At 67.4% G+C, this 21,638-nt stretch carries 21 protein-coding genes; 5 read left to right on the plus strand and 16 right to left on the minus strand.

Features of this window, described 5'->3' with window-relative positions:
- Positions 1 to 18: 18 nt before the first annotated feature.
- The 3 genes from G9E11_RS03880 to G9E11_RS03890 form a co-directional block, all read right to left on the minus strand.
- Entirely contained in the window at positions 19 to 1,389 is a 1,371-nt protein-coding gene (locus tag G9E11_RS03880) for an MBL fold metallo-hydrolase (protein ID WP_190603054.1), read from the minus strand.
- 225 nt (positions 1,390 to 1,614) lie between these two features.
- Positions 1,615 to 2,991 (minus strand): FAD-binding oxidoreductase, encoded by a 1,377-nt coding sequence (locus G9E11_RS03885; RefSeq protein ID WP_190603055.1) that lies wholly within the window; start codon positions 2,989 to 2,991, stop codon positions 1,615 to 1,617.
- A 411-nt stretch (positions 2,992 to 3,402) separates the two neighbouring features.
- The gene (locus tag G9E11_RS03890; protein ID WP_246468669.1) at positions 3,403 to 3,648 is read right to left on the minus strand and encodes a hypothetical protein; all 246 of its coding nucleotides are present in this window, start codon (positions 3,646 to 3,648) and stop codon (positions 3,403 to 3,405) included.
- A gap of 111 nt (positions 3,649 to 3,759) precedes the next feature.
- On the opposite strand from G9E11_RS03890, the gene G9E11_RS03895 reads away from it, so the two are divergent.
- Positions 3,760 to 4,242 carry a pyridoxamine 5'-phosphate oxidase family protein gene (locus G9E11_RS03895; protein WP_190603056.1) on the plus strand — a complete coding sequence of 161 codons (483 nt, stop codon included), beginning with the start codon at positions 3,760 to 3,762 and terminating at the stop codon, positions 4,240 to 4,242.
- 28 nt (positions 4,243 to 4,270) lie between these two features.
- On the opposite strand, the gene G9E11_RS03900 is transcribed toward G9E11_RS03895, so the two are convergent.
- From G9E11_RS03900 to G9E11_RS03910, 3 genes are read right to left on the minus strand one after another with little or no spacing between them, the layout of a single operon-like run.
- Complete coding sequence (locus tag G9E11_RS03900; RefSeq protein ID WP_190603057.1) at positions 4,271 to 5,122, minus strand: transglutaminase family protein; 852 nt, start codon at positions 5,120 to 5,122, stop codon at positions 4,271 to 4,273.
- Positions 5,119 to 6,045, minus strand: a complete 927-nt coding sequence (locus G9E11_RS03905; protein ID WP_111904779.1) for an alpha-E domain-containing protein — start codon at positions 6,043 to 6,045, stop codon at positions 5,119 to 5,121. Before G9E11_RS03905 ends, G9E11_RS03900 begins: the two co-directional genes overlap by 4 nt.
- A complete protein-coding gene (locus G9E11_RS03910) occupies positions 6,038 to 7,633 on the minus strand; it encodes a circularly permuted type 2 ATP-grasp protein (protein WP_190603058.1) in 1,596 nt (531 codons plus the stop codon). Before G9E11_RS03910 ends, G9E11_RS03905 begins: the two co-directional genes overlap by 8 nt.
- A gap of 156 nt (positions 7,634 to 7,789) precedes the next feature.
- Between G9E11_RS03910 and G9E11_RS03915 the strand changes: the two genes are divergently transcribed.
- Both G9E11_RS03915 and pepN read left to right on the plus strand, forming a co-directional pair.
- Positions 7,790 to 8,812, plus strand: a complete 1,023-nt coding sequence (locus tag G9E11_RS03915) for a YeiH family protein (RefSeq protein ID WP_190603059.1) — start codon at positions 7,790 to 7,792, stop codon at positions 8,810 to 8,812.
- Positions 8,813 to 8,887: 75 nt separating this feature from the next.
- The gene (pepN, locus tag G9E11_RS03920) at positions 8,888 to 11,533 is read left to right on the plus strand and encodes an aminopeptidase N (protein ID WP_190603061.1); all 2,646 of its coding nucleotides are present in this window, start codon (positions 8,888 to 8,890) and stop codon (positions 11,531 to 11,533) included.
- 48 nt (positions 11,534 to 11,581) lie between these two features.
- On the opposite strand, the gene G9E11_RS03925 is transcribed toward pepN, so the two are convergent.
- From G9E11_RS03925 to G9E11_RS03950, 6 genes are all read right to left on the minus strand, one after another.
- Positions 11,582 to 12,676 (minus strand): lipoate-protein ligase LplAB, encoded by a 1,095-nt coding sequence (locus G9E11_RS03925; RefSeq protein WP_190603062.1) that lies wholly within the window; start codon positions 12,674 to 12,676, stop codon positions 11,582 to 11,584.
- Positions 12,677 to 12,758: 82 nt separating this feature from the next.
- Positions 12,759 to 13,016 (minus strand): type B 50S ribosomal protein L31, encoded by a 258-nt coding sequence (locus tag G9E11_RS03930; protein ID WP_102973586.1) that lies wholly within the window; start codon positions 13,014 to 13,016, stop codon positions 12,759 to 12,761.
- A 166-nt stretch (positions 13,017 to 13,182) separates the two neighbouring features.
- Positions 13,183 to 13,992: a TrmH family RNA methyltransferase gene (locus G9E11_RS03935; protein ID WP_190603064.1), complete on the minus strand. Its 810-nt coding sequence runs from the start codon at positions 13,990 to 13,992 to the stop codon at positions 13,183 to 13,185.
- 37 nt (positions 13,993 to 14,029) lie between these two features.
- Positions 14,030 to 14,815, minus strand: coding sequence for a sulfite exporter TauE/SafE family protein (locus tag G9E11_RS03940; RefSeq protein ID WP_190603066.1), 786 nt, complete (start codon positions 14,813 to 14,815; stop codon positions 14,030 to 14,032).
- Positions 14,816 to 14,833: 18 nt separating this feature from the next.
- Positions 14,834 to 15,619: an ABC transporter ATP-binding protein gene (locus G9E11_RS03945; RefSeq protein ID WP_190603068.1), complete on the minus strand. Its 786-nt coding sequence runs from the start codon at positions 15,617 to 15,619 to the stop codon at positions 14,834 to 14,836.
- An 11-nt stretch (positions 15,620 to 15,630) separates the two neighbouring features.
- Positions 15,631 to 15,927 (minus strand): CGNR zinc finger domain-containing protein, encoded by a 297-nt coding sequence (locus G9E11_RS03950; protein ID WP_311764285.1) that lies wholly within the window; start codon positions 15,925 to 15,927, stop codon positions 15,631 to 15,633.
- Here G9E11_RS03950 and G9E11_RS03955 point away from each other — a divergent pair.
- Positions 15,910 to 17,157 carry an MFS transporter gene (locus G9E11_RS03955; RefSeq protein ID WP_190603069.1) on the plus strand — a complete coding sequence of 416 codons (1,248 nt, stop codon included), beginning with the start codon at positions 15,910 to 15,912 and terminating at the stop codon, positions 17,155 to 17,157. The genes G9E11_RS03950 and G9E11_RS03955 overlap by 18 nt on opposite strands.
- On the opposite strand, the gene G9E11_RS03960 is transcribed toward G9E11_RS03955, so the two are convergent.
- Entirely contained in the window at positions 17,134 to 17,907 is a 774-nt protein-coding gene (locus G9E11_RS03960) for a phosphatase PAP2 family protein (protein ID WP_190603072.1), read from the minus strand. The two genes, G9E11_RS03955 and G9E11_RS03960, sit on opposite strands and share 24 nt — an antisense overlap.
- 138 nt (positions 17,908 to 18,045) lie before the next feature.
- Between G9E11_RS03960 and serB the strand changes: the two genes are divergently transcribed.
- Positions 18,046 to 18,951: a phosphoserine phosphatase SerB gene (gene serB / locus G9E11_RS03965; protein WP_190603073.1), complete on the plus strand. Its 906-nt coding sequence runs from the start codon at positions 18,046 to 18,048 to the stop codon at positions 18,949 to 18,951.
- Between the two features lie 10 nt (positions 18,952 to 18,961).
- Here serB and G9E11_RS03970 read toward each other — a convergent pair whose 3' ends face one another.
- The 3 genes from G9E11_RS03970 to G9E11_RS03980 form a co-directional block, all read right to left on the minus strand.
- Positions 18,962 to 19,822 (minus strand): VOC family protein, encoded by an 861-nt coding sequence (locus G9E11_RS03970; RefSeq protein WP_190603074.1) that lies wholly within the window; start codon positions 19,820 to 19,822, stop codon positions 18,962 to 18,964.
- A gap of 145 nt (positions 19,823 to 19,967) precedes the next feature.
- Positions 19,968 to 20,720 (minus strand): SDR family oxidoreductase, encoded by a 753-nt coding sequence (locus G9E11_RS03975; protein WP_190603076.1) that lies wholly within the window; start codon positions 20,718 to 20,720, stop codon positions 19,968 to 19,970.
- A gap of 191 nt (positions 20,721 to 20,911) precedes the next feature.
- Positions 20,912 to 21,637, minus strand: coding sequence for a beta-ketoacyl-ACP reductase (locus G9E11_RS03980; RefSeq protein ID WP_111904768.1), 726 nt, complete (start codon positions 21,635 to 21,637; stop codon positions 20,912 to 20,914).
- Position 21,638: the final 1 nt, after the last annotated feature.

The raw sequence follows: 21,638 nt of genomic DNA on the forward strand, positions 1-21,638 counted from the left end.
CGGTCGCGGATAGGCCGGTCACTGCCGCTGCAGCGGCTGTATCTGCAGGGGGACCCCGGCGGCCGCGGCGTCCCGGAAATGGGCATCGATCTGCACCACGTCCTTCCCCGCCCGCTGCAGCAGGCTGGCAGCGACGCCTGCGCGGTAGCCGGTGGCGCAGTGCACCCAGAGGCACCCCGCAGGCAGTTCGCCGAGGCGGTCCAGCAGCTCGTGCAGCGGCACGTTAAGGGCGCCTGCCACGTGCGAGGCGGCAAACTCGTCGCTGCGCCGCACGTCCAGTACGGGGTCGCCGTCGGGCTTTTCATGAACGACGGCGGGCCAGCCGGCCCGGGGATAAGAGGCGACGGGGGCTCCCGGCGCCAGTTCGCCGGGTTCTGTTCCCACCGCGGCCGCCGGGCGGTCGATGCCGATGCGGGAAAGGTCGCGGATGGCGTCCTGCAGATCCTCCCGGCTGCCGACGAGCGTCAGCTTTTCGCCCCAGGGGAGAACCCAGCCGAGGTAGGAACTGAAGCTTCGTCCCGAGCCGTATTCGAAGCTGACGGTGCCCCGCAGGTGGTTGCTGGCGAACAGCACGCGGTGGCGCAGGTCAACCACCCATTCGCCGTTCGCCAGCCGCTCCGTCAGCTCAGCGGCGCCGAGTGACTCCCGCAGGCTCAGGTCCGCGGGCTCGGGGCCGGTCATGTTGATGGGGGCCATGTGAGCGTAATAGGAAGGGTACGCGGAGAGATTGGCCATGAGCTCGGCCGCGAAGTGTTCGGGATCCGGGTCCGCCAATGCGTGGTTGGCGTCGCGCTGCTCCGCAATGGTCGACGTCTCAGCATGCGCGGCGGGTCCGACCGAGCAGAACGAGCCGAATCCGTGGGTGGGGTAGAGGGCAGCATCGGGTCCGGCCTCGTCGGCGAGCCGGTGGACGGATGTGTACTGGTCCCGTGTCAGCCCCGCGGTGTCTCCGGGACCGAGAAGATCGGTGCGGCCCACGGAGCCGAAGAGCAGGCTGCCGCCGGAAAACACGGCCCGGCCCGGACCGTCCGTGACGATGTAGGACAGGTGCGTGTGGGTATGCCCGGGAGTGGCCACTGCCCGGAGTGTGAGCCCGCCGATCTGGATCGTTTGGCCGTCCTCAACAGGCTCCCGTTCATACGCCACCTGGTCCGCGGCGTTCACCAGGTATTTGGCACCGTGGGCGCGGGCGAGGATCAGGCCGCCGGTGAGGTAGTCGTTGTGGACATGGGTTTCGGCGACGTGGGTGATCCGCACGCCGGCATTCCTCGCGGCCTCCTCGATGCGGTCCGTGTCCCGCTGGGCATCAACCACCAGCGCCACGCGGCCGTCATGAACCAAGTAGCTACGGTCCCCGAGCTGCGGGGTTTCGATGACAACGACGTCCATTCGTCCGGCCCTTCGACGCACCGCGGAGGCGCCACTCATCGCGGGCCTCGCCCCGGATGCCTCCATGGTAGGCCGAATGGCGGCAGAAGGAACCTGCCCGCCGTAGGGCGCTTGGCATTTCTGCACCACTTTCACCGTACCCCCGAGTGTGCGCGCCCGCGTTGCCGCGGCCGAAGGTTCAGCCGGCACGGGAAAGCGGTGCAAAAATGCGTGGACTTGGCAGGATTATCCGGCCGGCCTGATGTTTTGGTTGATGTGAAACAGGTTGCCGGGGTCGTACTTGGCCTTCACTTGGGCGAGCCGGGAGTAGTTCCCTGCGTACGTGTCCTCGATGTGCGGCTGGTCGTCGGCATCGAGGAAGTTCACGTAGCCTGCACCGGATCCGAGGGGGTGGAGCTCGGCATAGTACTCGCGCACCCACTTCGTGTTGGCTTCGTTGTGGGCCGGATCCTCCCAATGGCAGGCGATGTCCACGGCGAAGTTGACGTCCCGGTACGGGAATGCGGTCTCGTCCCGCCCGACCCGCTGGACGGCACCGTTCATCGGGTAGAAGTGGTTTGCCGTCTGGACGCTGGGAATGCCCTCCCCGAACTTCTTGGCGACACTGACAACGTCATCGGTTATGGCGGGCAGGAACTCGGACTTCCAGTAGGCTTGCAGGCCCTTCGGATACATGGGGTCGAAGAGCGTGTTGAGAACCGTGTAGGGAAGGGGACCTAGAAAGGAGCCGGCGACGGGAGCAACATCAAGGAACGGCTGCCATTGACGCTCACCCTCGTTGTGAGGGCCTGCCCAGCCGCCCACCAGCACAACCACGGGCTTTCCGTGATACTCCTCAGGCAGGAACGGGACCGGCGGACCCTGGTGGAAGCCGAGGAACACGCCCATTTCCTCCGGTGCCGTGGCGATGTACTCCCTGAAGAGCCCGGCCACTGCTTCGGCATGTTCCAGCAGGTAAATAATCACTCCGCCGTAGAGAACATCAACGGGGTGCACGTTGAACTCAAAGGAAGTCACGACGCCGAAGTTGCCCGTCCCGCCGCGCAGAGCCCAGAAGAGGTCCTCATTTTCCGTGGCGCTGGCGACCACAAATTTCCCGTCGGCAGTCACCACGTCCGCGGATTTCAGGTTGTCACACGACAGCCCGTACTTCCGCGCGAGATAGCCGATGCCTCCGCCCAGAGTCAGTCCCGCAACGCCCGTGGATCCGATGATGCCACCCGTGGTGGCCAGCCCAAAAGCGCTGGTGGCGTGGTTAAAGTCTGCCCACGTCGTACCCGCTTCAGCCCGGGCCGTGGAATCCACAGGGTTGACCCGCACCCCCCGGCAGCCTGCGAAGTCGATGACGAGGGCGCCGTCATGTGTCCCGAAACCGGGCGCGCTGTGGCCGCCGCCGCGTAGCGCCAGATCCAAGCCTGCGTCGCGCGCAAAATTCACGCCCGCAATGACGTCCGCGACCTGCGACACACGCAGGATGGCCGCAGGGCGTCTGTCGATCATTCCGTTGAAAACCGCCCGCGCGGCGTCATAGTCTGCGTGGTCGCTCGTGATGACTTGGCCCCGTACTTTTTCCTGCAAGGCCTGGAAGGAGTTGTTGTCCATGGAGTGCTCCGATTCGTCCGAGGGCCGTACGCCCGGACACTGGGCGCGGCAGTGGTACGGCCGCGCTGGCGGCTGGTTTTGCAGCCGGTGCGGGCGGCCCTCCTGCAGGGGCAACGGGCCCGGCGGGGGGCGTCCACAGCGGCGGAGACCGGATGCACCTTGGCAGGGTGGCAGCGTCGTGCGGTCTGCCGTGGCGTGATTCAGATACGAGGCTGGCCCCCGTGTCGACGGGTTAGGGCCGGCGCCCGAGGTTTGGCGCGGCTAGTCGTAAGCTACTCCCGCCCCAAACAGCGGTCAACAGCCGAAAACTAGGCACGCTTAAGTGCGAACGGACACTTGGGGCCGTCGGGTTGGGGCCTCAAGTGTCCGTTCGCGCTCAGGCCGGGCTGAGCTGCAGGGGTGGGTTGCGGGTTAGATCCGGTCAGCGGAGCCCGGGGTGGGGCGGTTGGCTATGACGGGGGACATGCCGGTGAAGCCTTCGCGGGCTTCGGCGATCTCGTGGATGCGTTTGCGGCAGGCGTACCAGCCGGCGACCATGAGGGCGATGGCGATGAGGGTGACCATGAGGGTCAGGGGTGAGTCGATGAAGACCATGATGAGTACGCCGACGAGGAAGAGCAGGGAGAGGTAGCCGGCGCTGCCAACACCCTCAACCACGCCGCTACGCGGAGGTTTTCAAACGAGGCAACGTATCCGGCTACGCGGAGGTTTTCTATGAGTCAACGCGGACTCTGGCAGGACAGCTGGCTCCGGCGTAGGCTCTGGTGCATGGCAGCTGACGCGTCACCCGGCCCCTCGCCGGAGCCGGTGGAACATCTCGAATCCCGGCAGTGCTGGGACCTGCTGAGGCAGGTTTCGGTGGGCCGCCTCGCCGTGTGGGTGGAAGACCACCCGGACATCTTCCCGCTCAACTACACGGTGGACCACGGAACGCTGGTGTTCCGGACAGGCACGGGAACCAAGCTTGGCGGCGCGCTGGGCGAAGCCCCGGTGGCGCTGGAGGCCGACGGCGTGGATGCCGTTTCGGGGCTGGCCTGGAGCGTCGTGGTCAAGGGCAAGGCCGCACCCGTCACCGGAATAGAGGAAGTGCTGGATTCCGCCTCGCTCTACCTCTTCCCGTGGCAGGCGGGACAGAAGGACCACTTCATCCGCATCACGCCGTACTCGATCACCGGCAGGCGTTTCAAGGTTACCGCGCCGCTCACCTGGTGGACCCAGCTCAGCGGCGCGGTGAAGTCTTCGCCGGAGTGACTCTCGAGTAGAGCCCCGGACCGTGCGCCTAGGCCAGGCGGGTGATCTCCACGCTCACGCTCAGGTTCGAGCCCCCGCCGCCGGACAGGATGCCCTTCAGCGGGGGCACGTCCCGGTAGTCGCGGCCGCGGGCCACCGTCACGTGGAAGTCGCCGGCCGGCTTGTGGTTGGTGGGGTCCCAGCTGCGCCATTCGCCGTCCCACCATTCCAGCCACGCGTGGGACTGGCCGGCCACCGTCTCGCCGATGTCCGCCGTCGACCGCGGGTGCAGGTAACCGGAGACGTACCGGGCCGGGATGCCGCAGCTGCGCAGGGCGCCGATGGCAAGGTGGGCAAGGTCCTGGCACACGCCCTGGCGCTGGGTCCAGGCTTCCTCGGCGTTGGTGGTGACGCCGGTGGTGCCCTTCATATAGGTCATCTCGCCGCGCATCCAGGCGAAGATGGCAAGGGCTGCCTCATGCGGATTCTTGACCTTGACTACACCCGGAATGATGGCCAGGACTTCTTCCCCCGGTCCGGTCAGCTGGGACTGCGGCGCCCAGTCGCTGAACTGGTTGAGCGTCTCCGGGGAGGCGAGGTCGTCCCACCCCACGATGTCGGCCTCAGACGGGACACGCACGGCCCGGTGGACCTCAACGGTGGTGGTGGCCAGGACTTCCAGGTGCTCGTGCGGCATCTGCATGTCGAACGCGGTGACGCGGGTTCCCCAGTAGTCGCGGTAGCTGCTGACCGCAGCCTGCGACGGCGTGACCTTCATGGAGGACTCCAGCACCACCTGCTGCGGGTCCGTCAGCGGGGTCATGCGGGCCTCGTTGTAGGACAGGGTGACGCGCTGCTTGTACTTGTAGCCTGTCCTGTGGACGATGCTCAGCCGGGTCATGAAACTTCTCCCACCCAGGCCAGTTCATCCGCCTGATTGAAGTACTTACGGGAAATGGCGTCCGACGCCTGCGCGACTGCCTTCTGGACGCGCTCCATGTGCTCCGGAAGCTCGGACATGAGGTCATCCGTGCGGTGGAACTCCAGGAACGTGCGGGCCTGGCCCACAATCCGGCGGGCGTCGTTGATGAAGCCGACGCGCTGGGCCGAGGGGTCCAGCTTGGCTAGGCACTCGTCGGCGTCACTCAGGGCGTAAACGATGGACCGTGGAAACAGCCGGTCCAGCAGGAGGAACTCGGCCGCGTGCTGGTCGCCGAAGGCCGCGCGGCGGGTCCGCAGGAAGGATTCGTAGGCGCCGGCACAGCGGAGCATGTTCACCCAGGACATTCCTGCGGAGAGGACGTCGCGGGTGGACAGCATCCGGGCGGTCATGTCGGCCCGCTCCAGCGAACGGCCCAGCGCCAGGAAGAGCCAGCTGTCGTCGTGGCTGACGGTGGTGTCGGCGAGGCCGCTGACCATGGCGGTGCGCTCGAGCACCCAGTGGCAGAAGCGGTAGGTGCCCACCACGTCCTTGCGGTGCTGGTTCAGCCCGTAGTAAGTGGTGTTCAGGCTTTCCCAGAGGCCGGACGAGACCGTCTCGCGGGCGCGCCTGGCGTTCTCGCGGGCGGCGCCGAGGGACCCCGCAATCGACGTGGCGCTGTGCTTGTCGTAGGCGAGGGCGTGGAGCAGTTCCTCCAGGCCGAAGTCCTCGCTCTGCGGGCGCGCCCCCATGACCCCGAGCAGCTCGCGGGCAACGCTGCGCCGCTCCTCCGTGGGCAGATGGTTCAGGCGCTCCAGGTGGACGTCGAGGATGCGGGCCGTGCCATCGGCCCGTTCAACGTAGCGGCCGATCCAGAACAGAGACTCGGCAATTCGGCTAAGCATTCGCGGTTACCTCCTGCGCGTCAGAAATCTGCTGCTGCTGCTGCTCCGACTGCCGATCGCGCCAGTTGCTCTCGACCGGCCACACGGAAACCCGCTCACGGACGGTGATCGATTGCTGCGGCAGCCGTTCAACCGGTACCTGCGGGGAACCTGCCAGCACCCAGGTGTCCTTCGACCCGCCGCCCTGGCTGGAATTCACGATCAGCGATCCTTCCTTCAGGGCCACGCGGGTGAGCCCGCCGGGCAGCACCCAGACGTCGTCGCCGTCGTTGACCGCGAACGGGCGGAGGTCCACGTGCCGGGGCCCGAACTTGTCGCCGCTGAGCGTGGGCACGGTGGACAGCTGCAGCACCGGCTGCGCGATCCAGCCGCGCGGGTCGGCGATGACGCGTTTGCGCAGCGCCTCAAGCTCTTCCTTGGACGCGTCCGGGCCGATCACCAGGCCCTTGCCGCCGGAGCCGTCAACCGGCTTGACCACGAGTTCGTCGAGGCGGTCCAGGACGTGCTCGCGGGCTTCCTTCTCCTCCAGCCGGAAGGTGTCGACGTTGGCGATCACCGGTTCCTCGCCGAGGTAGTAGCGGATCAGGTCCGGGACGTAGCTGTAGACGAGCTTGTCGTCCGCTACGCCGTTGCCCACCGCATTGGCGATGGTGACGCCGCCGGCGCGGGCGGCGTTGACCAGGCCGGGGCAGCCGAGCATGGAGTCGGAGCGGAACTGCAGGGGGTCGAGGAAGTCGTCGTCGATGCGCTTGTAGATCACGTCCACGCGCTGTTCGCCGGCGGTGGTGCGCATGTACACCCGGTTGCCGCGGCAGATAAGGTCGCGGCCCTCCACGAGTTCCACGCCCATCAGGCCTGCCAGGAGGGTGTGCTCGAAGTACGCGCTGTTGAACACGCCGGGGGTCAGCACCACCACTGTGGGGTCGTCCACGCCCGACGGCGCCGTCTTGCGCAGCGCCGAAAGCAGCCGGCGCGGGTATTCCTCCACCGGGCGGATGAGCTGCTGGCCGAAGGCCTCCGGCAGGCCCTTTGCCATGGCACGCCGGTTCTCCAGCACGTAGCTCACGCCCGAGGGCACGCGGACGTTGTCCTCCAGGACCCGGAACGTTCCGGCGGCGTCACGCACCACGTCGATGCCGGAGATGTGCACCCGCACCCCGCCGGCCGGTTCGAAACCATGCACGGCGCGGTGGAAGTGCGCGCTGGTGGTGATCAGCTGCCTCGGGATCACGCCGTCGGACACTACTGTCATCTTGCCGTAGACGTCGTTCAGGAACGCCTCGAGGGCGCGCACGCGCTGGGCGACGCCGCGTTCCAGCACGTCCCATTCGTCGGCAGGGATGACGCGCGGCACGATGTCCAGCGGAAACGGGCGCTCCTCCCCCGCGAAGTCAAAGGTCACACCGCGGTCCAGGAACGTCCTCGCCATCGAGTCCGCCCGCGCGCTGACGTCTGCCAGGGACAGCTCCCGCAGGGCACCCGCCACCTGGCCATACGACTGGCGTGCCTTTTGCCCGGGGGCAAACATCTCGTCGTAGGCGCCGGTGCGGCCGGCAGCCTCAGAGTAATCCTGGAATAGGTCAGACATGGTCAATAGCCAACCACCTTTTTGTTGCGAATTCATTTCCCGTCCCGCCCTGGCGTGTTGGCGGGCTTCCGGTTGGTCTTTGGCGGCGGCGTCCGGCAAGGTTGGGAGGTGCCAGACTTCCGACTCCCGCCGCCGCTGCTGTCGCAGTTGCGCGGGATGACGCATCAGAACTTTACCCGGATTCTGCCCGGCCTGCTGACCGCCGTCGTCGCCCTGGCCTTCGCCTTCGCAATACACGCCGCCGTGCCCGCGCTTCCGGCCATGACCCTGGCCGTGGTGCTTGGCCTGCTGGCAGCAAACCTTCCCGGCACGGCCGTGTGGACGGCCGGCCGCGCCCGGCCGGGGCTGGACTTCGCCGGCAAGCACCTGATGCGCGGCGGCATCGTGCTCCTGGGACTGAAAGTGAGCCTCTCGGACGTGCTGGGCCTCGGCTGGCTGGCCCTCCTGCTCATCACGGCGGTGGTGGTGGCCAGCTTCGCAGGCACCTACGGGATCTCCCGGCTGTTCCGGCTGCCCGCCGACACGGCGCTGCTGATCGCAACCGGGTTTTCCATCTGCGGTGCATCGGCGATCGGCGCGATGGCCGCGGTAAGGCGGATCAGCCACCGGGACACGGTTCTGCCCGTGGCGCTCGTGACGCTGTGCGGCACGCTGGCCATCGGCGTGCTCCCGTTGCTGGTCCACCCGCTGCAGCTGAGCCCCGAGGCCTTCGGCGCGTGGACCGGAGCCTCGGTCCACGACGTCGGGCAGGTGGTGGCCACGGCGCAAACCGCGGGTCCGGCGGCGCTGGCCCTCGCCGTCGTCGTCAAACTCACCCGCGTGATCCTCCTGGCGCCGATGGTGGCCATGGCAGGGGCAGAGCAGCGGATCGGGCACCGCCGGAAGGCAGGCGGCCGGGACGGCGCTCCGGCGGGCAGGCCGCCGCTTGTCCCGCTGTTCGTCGTCGGGTTCATCGTGATGGTGGCGCTGCGCTCCAGCGGCTGGCTCTCCAGCGGCTGGCTGGAGGCAGCGGCCGGCCTGCAGGACGTGCTGCTGGGCGCTGCCCTGTTTGGCCTCGGCTCGGCGGTGCGGATCCGCACCCTGCTGCACACCGGGGCCCGCGCCGTGCTGGCCGCTTTGGCGGCATGGCTGCTGATCGCGGTCCTGGGGCTGGCCGCCGCGCTGCTCATAGTGCAGTAACCGCTTATGGTGCAGGAGCCGCTCATGCTGCAATAGCTGCTCTTGGTGCAGGAGCCCCCGTGATTCAATAGCGTGGTGTCGAATCAGAACCTCCAGCGCAACGAAGCGGCAGAGCGGTCCGCCCTGGTCACCACCCACAGCTACGACGTCTCGCTCGACGTCCGCAGCGCACCGGATCCGGACATGGCGGGGTACGCCAGCAGCAGCACCATCGCCTTCTCGGCAGCGAGGCCGGGAGCATCCACCTTCCTGGACTTCATTGCCGGTGACGTCCACAGCGTGGTCCTGAACGGCGTCGAGCTGCCGGTTCCCGACGTGGTGGACGGCGCACGGATCCGGCTGGACAACCTGCAGGCCGAGAACAAGGTGACGGTCACCGGAACTGCCCTCTACAGCAGCTCGGGCGAGGGCATGCACCGGTTCTTCGACCCCGCCGACAACCAGTGCTACCTGTACACGCAGTACGAACCAGCCGATGCCCGCCGGGTCTTCGCGAACTTCGAACAGCCTGACCTGAAGGCCCGGTTCACCTTCTCCGTCACTGCCCCGGCCGGCTGGGAGGTGGCGTCCAACGGCGCCGAGGCAGCACGCCTGCCGCTGGCGGAGGACGCCGCGGCGTCCCGCTGGGACTTCGCCCCCACCCTGCCCATGTCCACCTACATCACCTCGGTGCTGGCCGGTCCCTACTTCAAGGCCGAGGACCACTGGAGCAGGACGGACGACGGCGGGACCCGCCTTGACGTGCCGCTGGCCCTTTACTGCCGGGCCTCCATGGCGCCCTCGTTCGACACAGCCGAGCTGTTCAGGCTCACCAAGCAGGGTTTGGACTTCTTCAACCAGCTGTTTGACTACCCTTATCCGTGGGGCAAGTACGACCAGGCCTTCGTGCCCGAATACAACCTCGGAGCCATGGAAAATCCGGGCCTGGTCACCTTCACGGAAAACTACGTGTTTACCTCACGGGCCGCCGATTCCCAGTACCAGGGCCGGGCGAACACCCTGCTGCACGAGATGGCGCACATGTGGTTCGGCGACCTCGTGACCATGCAGTGGTGGGACGACCTGTGGCTGAAGGAATCATTCGCGGACTACATGGGCACCCTCGGCGTGGACCGCGCCACAGACTGGGACACCGCCTGGGTCAACTTCGCGAACAACCGCAAGGCCTGGGCCTACGTCCAGGACCAGCTGCCCACCACCCACCCCATCGTGGCCGACATCCCGGACCTCGAGGCGGCCAAGCAGAATTTCGACGGCATCACGTACGCGAAGGGCGCCTCCGTCCTGAAGCAGCTCGTGGCCTACGTCGGCTTCGATGCCTTCATTGCGGGCTCCCGGCGGTACTTCAGGGGCCACGAGTACGGCAACACCACACTGGCGGACCTGCTCGGCGCACTGGCAGCTTCCTCGGGACGCGACCTCACCACGTGGGCCCGGCAGTGGCTCCAGACCTCGGGCATTTCCACGCTGGGCGCCGAGCTGGAGACGGCTGAAACGGCTGACGGAACTGAGACCCTGGAGCGGGTCACCCTCCTGCAGGACGCGCCTGATCCGGTGACCGGCCGGCAGGAGCCGCGCCCGCACCGGCTGCGCATCGGGCTCTACAACTTCGACGCCGCCGGCATGCTGGTCCGGGCTGACTCCGTGGAGACTGACCTGGCCGGCGATGCCCAGGAGGTCAACGCCCTGTCCGGGATGCGCCGACCGGCCCTGCTCCTGATCAATGACGAGGACCTGAGCTATGCCAAGGTGCGGCTGGATCCCGTCTCGGAGGCCACCGTCCGTTCCTCCCTGGACCGGATCAGCGACCCCATGGCCCGTGCCCTGTGCTGGTCCGCGCTGTGGAATTCGGCCCGGGACGGCATTTCACCGGCTTCGCAGTACGTGGACGCCGTCCTCCGCTTCGCTGCCGCCGAGTCCGGAATCGGCGTCCTGCTGAACATCCTGGGCAACGCCACCATGGCCCTTGAACAGTACATGCCGGCCGGGGAACGCGAAGCCATGCGGAAGTCCTTTTCCGAGGGCGCGGCACGGGAGTTGCGGGCGGCGGAGCCGGGTTCCGACCAGCAGCTTGCCTGGGCCAGGACACTTGCCACGGTCAGCCGCACAGAGGGCAGCCAGGCGTCACTGCTTCGCGGGCTGCTGGACGGCAGCGAGCGGGTTCCCGGGCTGTCCGTCGACGCGGAGCTCCGCTGGAGCCTGTGGCACGCCCTGGCGGCCCGTGGCCTGGCCACGAAGCAGGAGTTCGACGCCGAGCTGGCCAGGGACACCACGGCCTCCGGACGGGCAGGCCATGCCACGGCGCTGGCAGCCCGGCCTGAGGCGGCGGTCAAGGCCGCGGCCTGGGAGGCAGCGGTCCGCGGGACGCAGCTCTCCAACCAGCTGCTCAGCGCGACCATTGCCGGGTTCAACACCGCCGCCGAGGAACTCCTGGACCCGTTTGTGGAGCCCTACTTCGAGTGTCTGGAAACTGTGTGGGCGAAGCGGAGCATCGAAATTGCGAGCCGGATCGTCCGCGGCCTCTACCCTGCCGTCCGGGATCTGGGCCCGGCAGGTACCCCGGAGGACCATCCGGTGGTGGCACGCACCGACCGCTGGCTTTCAGAGCACCAGGATGCGCCGCGTGCCCTGCGCCGGATCATCATCGAGCAGCGGAGCCACCTGCACCGCTCGCTGGCCGCGCAGGCACTGTCGGTGAAAACCCCATCGAGTGCTCCGTAACCGCCCTTATGACGGCCCAAAAGGGCACCTACGGAGCAGCCGATGGGGTCAGGGGACCCGGTGCAGCCATGTGTCCGTGCCGAACTTGGATGCGACGCGTTCTCGCGCGGTTTCCAGCTCCTGCGCCGTGATTTGCGACGGTGTGGCCCCGTAGCGTTCGGCGAACACCTCCATCATGGCCGCAACGATCTCCGCCCGGGCCAGGCCGGTCTGGCGGCGCAGCGGGTCCACGCGTTTCTTCGCGCTGGTGGTTCCCTTGTCCGAGAGCTTTTCCTTGCCGATCCGGAGCACGTCCACCATTTTGTCGGCGTCGATGTCGTAACTCATGGTCACGTGGTGGAGCATGCCGCCGTTGGCGAGCCGCTTCTGCGCCGCCCCGCCGATCTTGCCCTGGCCGGTGGCGATGTCGTTCAGCGGGACGTAGAACGCGTCAATGCCGAGCTTTTTCAGGGCGGCCATGACCCACGCGTCGAGGAACGCGTAGGAGTCGGCGAAGCTGATCCCGTCCACGAGCGTCTGCGGCAGGTAGAGCGAATAGGTGATGCAGTTGCCCGCCTCCATGAACATCGCTCCCCCGCCGCTGATGCGGCGGACCACCGTGATGCCGTGCCGGGTCACGCCGTCGGGATGCACCTCGTTGCGGTAGGACTGGAAGCTGCCGATCACCACCGACGGTTCCTCCCAGTCCCAGAAACGGATGGTGGGGTTGCGGCGGCCGGCGCCGACCTCCTCGGTCAGTACCTCGTCCAGGGCCACGTTCAGGTGCGTGGGCAGCACGCTGGGCGCGATGATGTGCCAGTGGTGGTCCGTCCACGCGGTGGCCTTGGCCAGCGCCCTGCGGACGGCGATGGCGACGGCGTCAGCCGAGAACCCGAACAGCACGGCGTCCTCTGGGAGAGAGGCCTCCACGGCGGTGGCGATGTCGGCCGCCGTCGAACTTTCCGGCAGTCCTCCCAAGGCGCCGTTAATGGCCAGGAGGGCCTCGTCCGGTTCGAGGAAGAAGTCGCCGCTGAGGGAAACGTCCGTCAAGGCGCCGTCTACGACGTCGAGGTCCACCACCACGAGCTTGCCGCCCGGGACCTTGTACTCACCGTGCAGCCCGGGGGCCGTCTCTCCCCCTGCAGATATTGGCGTGGCAGTCATGCCTCCCATCCTGCCCCACAAACGCGAAAAGCCCGCACCGTTGCCGGTGCGGGCTTTCCAAAGAACCTTGGGGAGAAGTGAATTACTTCTTGCCGCCGAAGCCCTTGAAGCGAGCGTTGAAGCGCTCGACGCGGCCAGCGGAGTCCATGATGCGCTGCTTGCCCGTGTAGAACGGGTGGGACTCGGAGGAGATTTCGACGTCGATGACCGGGTAGGTGTTGCCGTCTTCCCACTCGATGGTCTTCGAGGAAGACACGGTGGAGCGGGTCAGGAACTTCGTGCCGGAGGCCAGGTCGTTGAAAACAACAGCTTCGTACTTCGGGTGGGTGTTCGACTTCATAATGGGGCCTTTGTTCACGCAACTGGATTTTGCCAGCTGCCAGGTATGAATGGGATGGCTTCCGTTCGTGCATTGACCATCCGGAAGGATGGTGGAAAACACAGGGGAACCAGCTATCAATCATAGCCGATGCTGAAGGTACTAACGAACCGCCGTTCTGGCGAGTTTAGGCCCGCGGCCGCAGCTCCCAGAAGGCGACGGCGGACGCCGCCGCGACGTTGAGCGAGTCCACGCCCGCGCGCATCGGGATCTTCACGGCGAGTTCGACGGCGGCCAGCGTCTCTGCGCTCATGCCGGCACCTTCCGTGCCCAGCACCAGGGCGAGCCGCTGTGGGTTGCTTGCTGCCAGCTCGTCCAGGTCGACAGCGTCGTCGGTGAGCTCCATGGCTGCCACCGTGAAGCCCTGTTCCTTGAGGAGGGTCAGGTCCTGCGGCCAGCTGTCCAGTCGGGCCCAGGGCACCTGAAAGACAGTGCCCATGCTGACGCGGACGCTGCGGCGGTACAGCGGGTCGCCGCAGCGGGGCGAGACCAGGACGGCGTCGACGTCCAGCGCAGCGGCCGACCGGAAGATGGCCCCCACATTGGTGTGGTCCACGATGTCCTCCAGTACGGCCACCCGCCGGGCGCCGGCCAACAGTTCCGGCAGCGGGACCGGCGCCGGGCGGTGCATGGCCGCCATGGCTCCGCGGTGCAGGTGGAATCCGGTGATTTCCTCCAGGAGGCCGGCGCTGCCGATGTAGGCGGGAACGTCAGGGTACTGCTCGAAGATGTCCTCGAGGTCCGGAAGCCATTTCTCGGCGAGGAAGAAGGACCGCGGCCGGTGCCCGGCGGCGAGGGCGCGCCGCAGGACGCGGGAGGATTCGGCGATGTACATGCCCTCGGCGGGTTCGCGGAGTTTCCGCAGGTGGACATCCGTCAGCTGGGTGTAGTCGGCAACCCGTGGATCCGCGGCCGACCCTAGATAGTGGAAAGTCACCGGGCGGTCATTTCGAGAATCACTTGCATTTCATCAATCATTTGAGCAGGTTCGCAACCAGGAAGCCGAGCGCTACCAGGCCGAGTGCAAAGATGACGCCGCGCAGTACAGGCGGCGATAGCCGGCGGCCCACCTTGGCGCCGACGAGGCCGCCGATGAGGGAGCTGACGGCGATGATGGCCACCACTGCCCAGTTGATCCGGTCGAAGGCAAACAGCAGATAGGAGGCGGCCGCGATCAGGTTCACGCCCAGCACCAGGACGTTTTTCATGGCGTTGGCGTTCTGGATGGTGCCCGTCATGAACACGCCGAGGATGCCCACCAGCAGGATTCCCTGTGCCGCGACGAAGTAGCCGCCGTAAACTCCGGCGAGGAAGACCAGCACCACCAGCAAAATGCCGTGGTGCTTGTCGCGCAGGGCATGCTCGGGGTTTTCCTCACGGTTCCGCACCCACCGTTGAAGCCTGGGCTGGAACACCACCATCAGCAGGGCCAGGACGATGAGCACCGGCGCCGCGTAGTGGAAGACTTTCTCCGGCAGGTGGAGCAGGAGCCAGGCTCCGGTGATACCGCCCAGCAGGGACGCCGGGAGCAGCCGCAGGAGCTGACGGCCGCGGCCCTTCAGCTCGCGGCGGTAACCCCACGCGCCCGCCGCCCCTCCCGCGACGAGGCCCATGGCGTTGCTCATGGAGGCCGTCACCGGTGCTAGGCCCAGGGCGATCAGCACCGGGAAGGTTACAAGGGTTCCGGACCCGACGACGCTGTTGATGGTGCCGGCCCAGAGGCCAGCGAAGAAGACAAGGATGCTGCTGAAAAACTCCACGCTGTGCCGGCCGCGCCGCTAGCGGCGGGCGGTTGCCGTGTAACGGCCGGCGTTCACCGAGACGTCGAGGGCCAGGCCGAAGGTCTCGCTCAGGTTGCCCGAGGTGAGTACCTCTTCCACCGGGCCGGCAGCCACCACTTCGCCGTCGCGCATGAGCATGGCGTGGGTGAAGCCCGGCGGGACTTCTTCAAGGTGGTGAGTGACCAGCACGATCGCCGGGGCGTCCTCGTCCATGGCCAACTGGCTAAGGCGGTGGACAAGGTCCTCGCGGCCGCCAAGGTCCAGGCCGGCGGCAGGCTCGTCGAGCAGCAGCAGTTCGGGGTCGGTCATCAGGGCCCGGGCAATCTGGACGCGCTTGCGTTCACCCTCGGAGAGCGTGGAGAACTTGCGGTTCAGGAGCGGGCCCATGCCCCAGTCGTTCAGGAGGGCGAACGCACGGCGTTCGTCGTCCTTCTCGTAGCCCTCGCGCCAGCGGCCGGTCACGCCGTAGGCGGCAGTGACGACGACGTTGAGCACCGTCTCGTATTCGGGGATCTGGTTGGCCAGGGCGGCCGAGGAAAGGCCGATCCGCGGCCGCAGTTCGAAGACGTCCACCTTTCCGAGGCTTTCATCCAGGATGCCGGCGATGCCGCTGGTCGGGTGGAGCCGCGCGGCAGCGATCTGCAGCAGAGTGGTCTTGCCGGCGCCGTTGGGGCCGAGGATGACCCACCGCTCGCCCTCACTGACCTGCCAGTCCACCTTGCTCAGGAGCGTTTTGGCTCCGCGCACAACGCTGACGGCGGCCATTTCAAGAACATCACTCATAGAAGTAGACACTAGGACAAAACACCTTGCGACTGATAACCGGCCCGCAATCGGCCGCGATAGCGCTGCACGGCATCGGCGTTGCCGCACCGGGCTGAGCAGTACGCACGGTTGCCGCCACGGCTGGTGTCGGCAAATACGCGGCCGCAGTCCCGCAGGGCGCAGACGCCAAGCCGTTCACCGGCCGCCTCGGTCATGAAGATGGCCAGTCCGCCGGCGGTCACCGCACGCACTCTTTCAACCATGGTTTCGCTGGCGTCCGCAAAATGCAGGTGCGGGAGCATGCCGTCATGCGTGGTCAGAAACACGCGCCGCACGCCCTCGGCCAACGGGCCGTCGGCGAGCTCTTCTCCGGGCTGGGCAACGGCTCAACCCTGGCCCTGGGCTCCATCCTGGCCGTTGACCTGTCGGGCTCCGAAGCGTGGGCCGGGTCCGACAACACAGCCCTCACCCTCGGCACCGCAGCCACGGCGATACCGCTCTCCCGACTGGCCCTGCAGCGGGGACGCCGGGTGGCCCTCACCACCGGCCTGGCCGCGGCGATCGCCGGCACCTTCCTGATGGTCGCCGCCGTCACCACGGAACTGTTTGTGCTCCTTCTTGGCGGGGCCTTCCTTGTGGGCCTGGCTTCAGCGGTGAACCTGCAGGCCCGCTTCGCTGCCACCCACCTGGCCGAGCCCGCCCACCGGGGGCGGGACCTGTCCCTCGTGGTTTGGGCAATCACCATCGGTGCTGTCGCAGGGCCCAACATGGTGGTTCCCGGAGCCGCCCTTGCAGGCTGGCTGGACATTCCACCTGCTGCAGGACCCTTCCTGATTTCCGCGCTGGGGATGGTGGTGGGCGCTGCCATCGTGGCGCTGACCCTGCACCCGGACCCGCTCCTGACCCGGCGCGGCCTCGACGGGGAAGACCTCCTTCCCGCCGCACAACGCTCGGGTGCCTGGCGGGAAAGCTGGCGTATCGTCAGGGAACACCCCGCCGCCCGCGGAGCGGTGATGGCGGTCATTGCGGCCCACGCGGTGATGGTCGCCGTCATGTCCATGACGCCGCTGCATATGCAGCATCACGCAGGACACTCTGCCGGGAACCCCGACACCATCGCGCTGATCGGTCTCACCATCTCACTGCACATCGCGGGCATGTACGCTCTGTCACCGCTGATGGGCGCCCTCACAGACCGGCTCGGACCTCGCACCACTGCACTGGCCGGCCTGCTTACTTTGCTCGCGGCTGCAGCATTGACCGGACTGGCGTCCCAGAGTATGGGCTCGGTCACCGTCGGGCTGGTCCTGCTCGGGTTGGGCTGGTCGGCGACCACCGTCGCCGGCTCCACCCTGCTTGTTGCCTCCCTGACGCCTGCGGAGCGCATTCCCGTCCAGGGGTTCTCGGACGCCACCATGTCCCTGGCCGGTGCGGTGGGAAGCGCAGCGGCGGGACCCATTATGGGCCTGACCGGCTACTCCGGCGTCAGCGCCTTGGCTGCTGCAGCGGTTGCAGCCGCAGCCGTGGCGCTGCTACGCCTGCGCGTCCGGAGCTGACGGATCAGCAGCCGGCAAAGTGGTCGCGGCCCGGCCGTTGAGCGCCCCGGAGCGGTTTTTCGCAGAACCATGCCGGGCGGCGTCCGTGAACACCGCCACCGCTGCAACAGCCAGCGCGACCCCGAGGGAAGCCACGACGTCGGTTAGCCAGTGATAGCCCAGATACAGCCGGCTTAGGCCAACCAGCGCTACAACGCCAAAGGCAGCAGAGAACCCAAGCACCGCCGTCGTACGCGTGCCGGACCGTGACAAGACCAGGTAGGCGAGCACAACCGTGAACACCCCGATTCCCACAGTGTGGCCCGACGGGAACGAGAGCGCGTCGTCTGGGCCGAGCAGGAAGTCCGACGACGGCGGGCGGGACCGGCTGACAAGCTGCTTGATGAGGGTGGTCACCACCACGGCCAGCACCATGGCGCCCATGAGCACAGCGGGGCGCCACAATTCGCGCCTCCAGACGACCCACACGAGGGCAAACACAGCGCCGATCACGGTCAGGACCTCCGGCGCTGTCACGATTGTCAGTCCCGCCAAAAGTGCGGTGGCGGCGGGACTCCGGGAATCCACCATCAGGCTGTGCACCGGACCGTCCATGGCGGCCAGCCCCGAGTCCGACTGGACGGCAGCGAACATGAGCCAGAAAACAGCGTCACCAACCACGAGGAGAGCCCCGGCCCAGCAGAAAAGTACATGCTGCGACGCCCTCAGCGGGGGCGCCGGGCGCAGGCGGGCAGTCAGGGCAAGGATCATCGGACTATTTTGCCGGATCGGCCTCCGGGTTGGCTGGACGTTAACTGGGACCCGGCTGGGACCGCTGCGGTGAAGTGGATGGTGCACTGCTGCGCAACGGATTCGGGCGGTGGCGCCGCGCTGGATAAGATTGCAGCCATGACTTCGAACGTGACTGCGGTCAGCTATGGCCTGAAACTGTCCTCCACGGAACCGGAAAACCTGCGGTCCCTGCTGGCGGACTCAGGCGCCACCTTCGGTGAAGCCTCCGGGGCAGGCGACGGACGCTTCGAGGTCTGCACCCTGGACTTTTCCGTGCCGTCGGGCTCCGCGGCGGACATCGCCAGACTGCGGCACGCGGTTGCCGCCGCGAAGGAGAACGTGGAGCGGACCGGTGTGGACACCGCCATCGTCCCCGCTGAACTCCGGAAGGCGGAGCGCAAGCTCCTCATCATGGACGTCGACTCCACGCTGATCCAGCAGGAAGTCATTGAGCTCCTCGCCGCCTACGCTGGTAAGCGGGACGAAGTCACCGCCGTCACCGAAGCCGCCATGCGGGGCGAACTCGACTTCGCGCAAAGCCTTCACGCCCGGGTGGCCGTCCTTGCAGGGCTGCCGGCGGCCGTCGTCGACTCCGTCTGGGCGGAAGTGAAGCTGAGCGAGGGCGCCGCGGAGCTGGTAGCCGCGTTCAAGGCCGCAGGCCATGCCGTGGCAGTGGTGTCCGGCGGTTTCAACCAGATCCTGCGCCCCATTGCCGAGGACCTCGGCATGGACTACTGGATTGCCAACGAGCTGGAGATCGTGGACGGAGCCCTGACCGGCAAGGTCCTTGGAGACGTCATCGACCGCGCCGCCAAGGAAAAATACCTCCGCGAATGGGCGGCCGCCGAGGGCATCGCCCTTGAGCATACCATCGCCGTGGGTGACGGCGCCAACGACCTGGACATGCTCGGCGCCGCGGGCATCGGGGTGGCCTTCAACGCCAAGCCCGTCGTCCGCGCCGTGGCCGACGCCGCCATCAACATGCCGTACCTCGACGCGGTGCGGCACATCGCCGGCGTCTGAACGGCCGGAACTAGAAGCCCGACGGCGGGGTGAACTGGCTTGCGGTGAAGACAGCCCCGCCGGGATCCCGGATCAGGGCGGTCCTTGTCCACTCGGTATCGTCCTGTCCCAGAACCTGGCCGCCAAGGCGCTCCACCTCCTGCACGGCCCGGTCCCGGTCCGCGACGGTGAAGGTGACGTGCCAGTGCGGCCGCTCCCCCGCGGCGGCCGGTGCAAGCCAGCCCACGGCGTCCTCGAAGCCGGCCGGCACGGCGTCTCCCGATTGCCGTGCCCTGATACCGGGGTCGACGGTGGCCTCCAGGTGGTCGCCGTACCCGGGACGGCGGATCATGATGCCGAAGTCGAGGCGGTCGAACTCCCAGCCGAAGGCCCTGGCGTAGAAATCGGCGGCGGCATCCGTGTCTGCAGTGTGGAGGTCGCTGAAGTTCCAGCCGCCCGGGAGGTTGACCGCCTGGGCGCCCGGCCGCTTCCCGGGCTGCCAGATGCGGAACTCAGCGCCCTCGGGATCGGCCAGCGAGGCGCGCACCCCTCCAACACCCGTGTCGGCAGGGGCCGATTTCAGCGTCGCACCAACTGACAGCAGGTGCCGCACCGCAACGTCCGCATCGTCGACGGCAATGTACGTGTTCCAGGCCGGGACACCGTGGGGCCCGGCGCCCAAACCGGTGATGGCGCCCGTCTCCTGGCCGCCGAGCCGGGCCACCGCGTAACTGCCGGCGTCCCAGGCCGGCGCCGTACCGGCGTCGAACTCCCAACCCAGCAGTCCCCCGTAGAACTTCTTGGCTGCTTCCACGTCGGGCTGCTGGCTGTCCACCCAGCACGGCACGCCGGCCGGATAGCTCCGCTTCGGTACTGCTGCGTCCTCTGCCATGGCTATGACCCTAGGCGCCCCGGGCCGCCCGGACAACGCCTGCGCGGCCCGGATTCGGCGTCGGTTAGGAGACAGCGAAGGCCCGGCGCTGATGCGCCGGGCCTTCGTGCGGGGATCCGCGATGGGAAACCTTCGTGAGCAGAGACTATCCGGCGCTCTTGCCGAAGTAGTCCGAGCCGCCGGCGTATTCCGTGTGGCCGGACTCGACGTCGGCTGTGGCCATGCTGGCAACCACTGCCGCAAATTCCTCCACTGAGTAGAGCTTTCCGGCCTCGGCGCGGCGGGCCTCGATGGCGCCCGGGTTGGAGCGGTCCAGCAGCGTGGCGGTCACCGTGCCCTCGATCATGTCGCCGGACACCACCACCAGGGAGATGCCCTTGTCCGCCAGGTTCGGCAGGAGCTCGCGCAGGGCGTCCTCGCCGGCGCGCTTGCTGCGGGCCACGGGCTCGTACTCGGGCATGGTGGGGACCGAGTTGATGAAGTGCGCCTGGTGGCTGGTCACGAACACAACGCGGGAACCCTCCTTCATGAGGGGCGCGGCGGCGTTGAGCATGTTGACCTGGGCGTCGCGGTTCAGCTTGAGGGCGTAGTCCTCTTCCATTCCGGATTCCATGCCGCCCGAGGCGTTCAGGACCAGGACGTCCAGCGAACCGAAGTTTTCCATGGCAGCGCTGGCCAGCGCCTGCACGCCTTCGATGCTGGTCAGGTCGGCGCCCACGGCGACGGCACGCCCGCCGTCGGCCTCGATCCCGGCCACCACCTTGTTGGCGCGCGGCGCCTTCTGGCGGTAGTTAACGACGACGGCGGCACCCTCGCCGGCGAGGATCTTGGCAACTTCGGCGCCGATGCCGCGCGAAGAACCGGTGACGATGGCTGTCTTGTTGTCCAGCTGTCCCATGTGGGCTCCCTTGTCTAAAGCTCTAACTTTGTTCAAAACGTCTAATTACTGATGGCCTGAAGTCCATCATGCCAGCGGCCGCGCTGGTTTCCGTTGTCGGAACGCCACAAAGAAGCCGGCGGCCAGCCGTGGGTGAAAACTCCCCTGATGTCCCGGGGCCTGATGTCCCGGGTCGGCCTGGCGCCTGGTGCCTAGTGACCCATGCCGAGGCCGCCGTCGACCGGGATCACCGCGCCGGAAATGTAGGCGGCCTCGTCGCTGGAGATCCAGCGAACTACGTTGGCCACCTCGGAGGCATCGGCGAAGCGCCCGGCGGGGATGCTGGACAGGTAGTCCTTCTGAGTTGCTTCCGGCAGCTCTGCGGTCATGTCCGTGTTGATGAACCCGGGAGCGACGACGTTCGCCGTGATTCCGCGCGAACCGAGCTCGCGGGTCAGGGAGCGGGCGATGCCCACGAGCCCGGCCTTGGAGGCGGAGTAGTTGATCTGCCCCGGCGCGCCGTACAGGCCCGAAACGGAGGAGATGAGCACCACGCGGCCCCTGCGCAGCCGGATCATGCCTTTCGAGGCGCGCTTAATGACGCGGAAGGCCCCGGTCAGGTTGGTGTCAATGACGGACGTGAAGTCGTCCTCGCTCATGCGCAGCAGCAGCGTGTCCTTGGTGATGCCGGCGTTGGCCACCAGCACTTCGACCGGGCCGTGGGCAGCCTCAACCTCGGCAAACGCAGCGTCAACGGAAGCTTCGTCGGTCACGTCCGCTTTGACCCCCAGCACACCCTCCGGCAGCTTCGATTCGCTGCGGTAGGTCACGGCCACCTTGTCCCCGTTGGCCACGAATGCCTCCGCGATGGCCAGGCCGATGCCGCGGTTGCCGCCGGTGATGAGGACGCTGCGGGCCGTGGTTGCTGCTTCAGACATG

Origin of the sequence: Arthrobacter ipis (genome assembly GCF_014694315.1) — a bacterium.
GTDB lineage: Bacteria > Actinomycetota > Actinomycetes > Actinomycetales > Micrococcaceae > Arthrobacter > Arthrobacter ipis.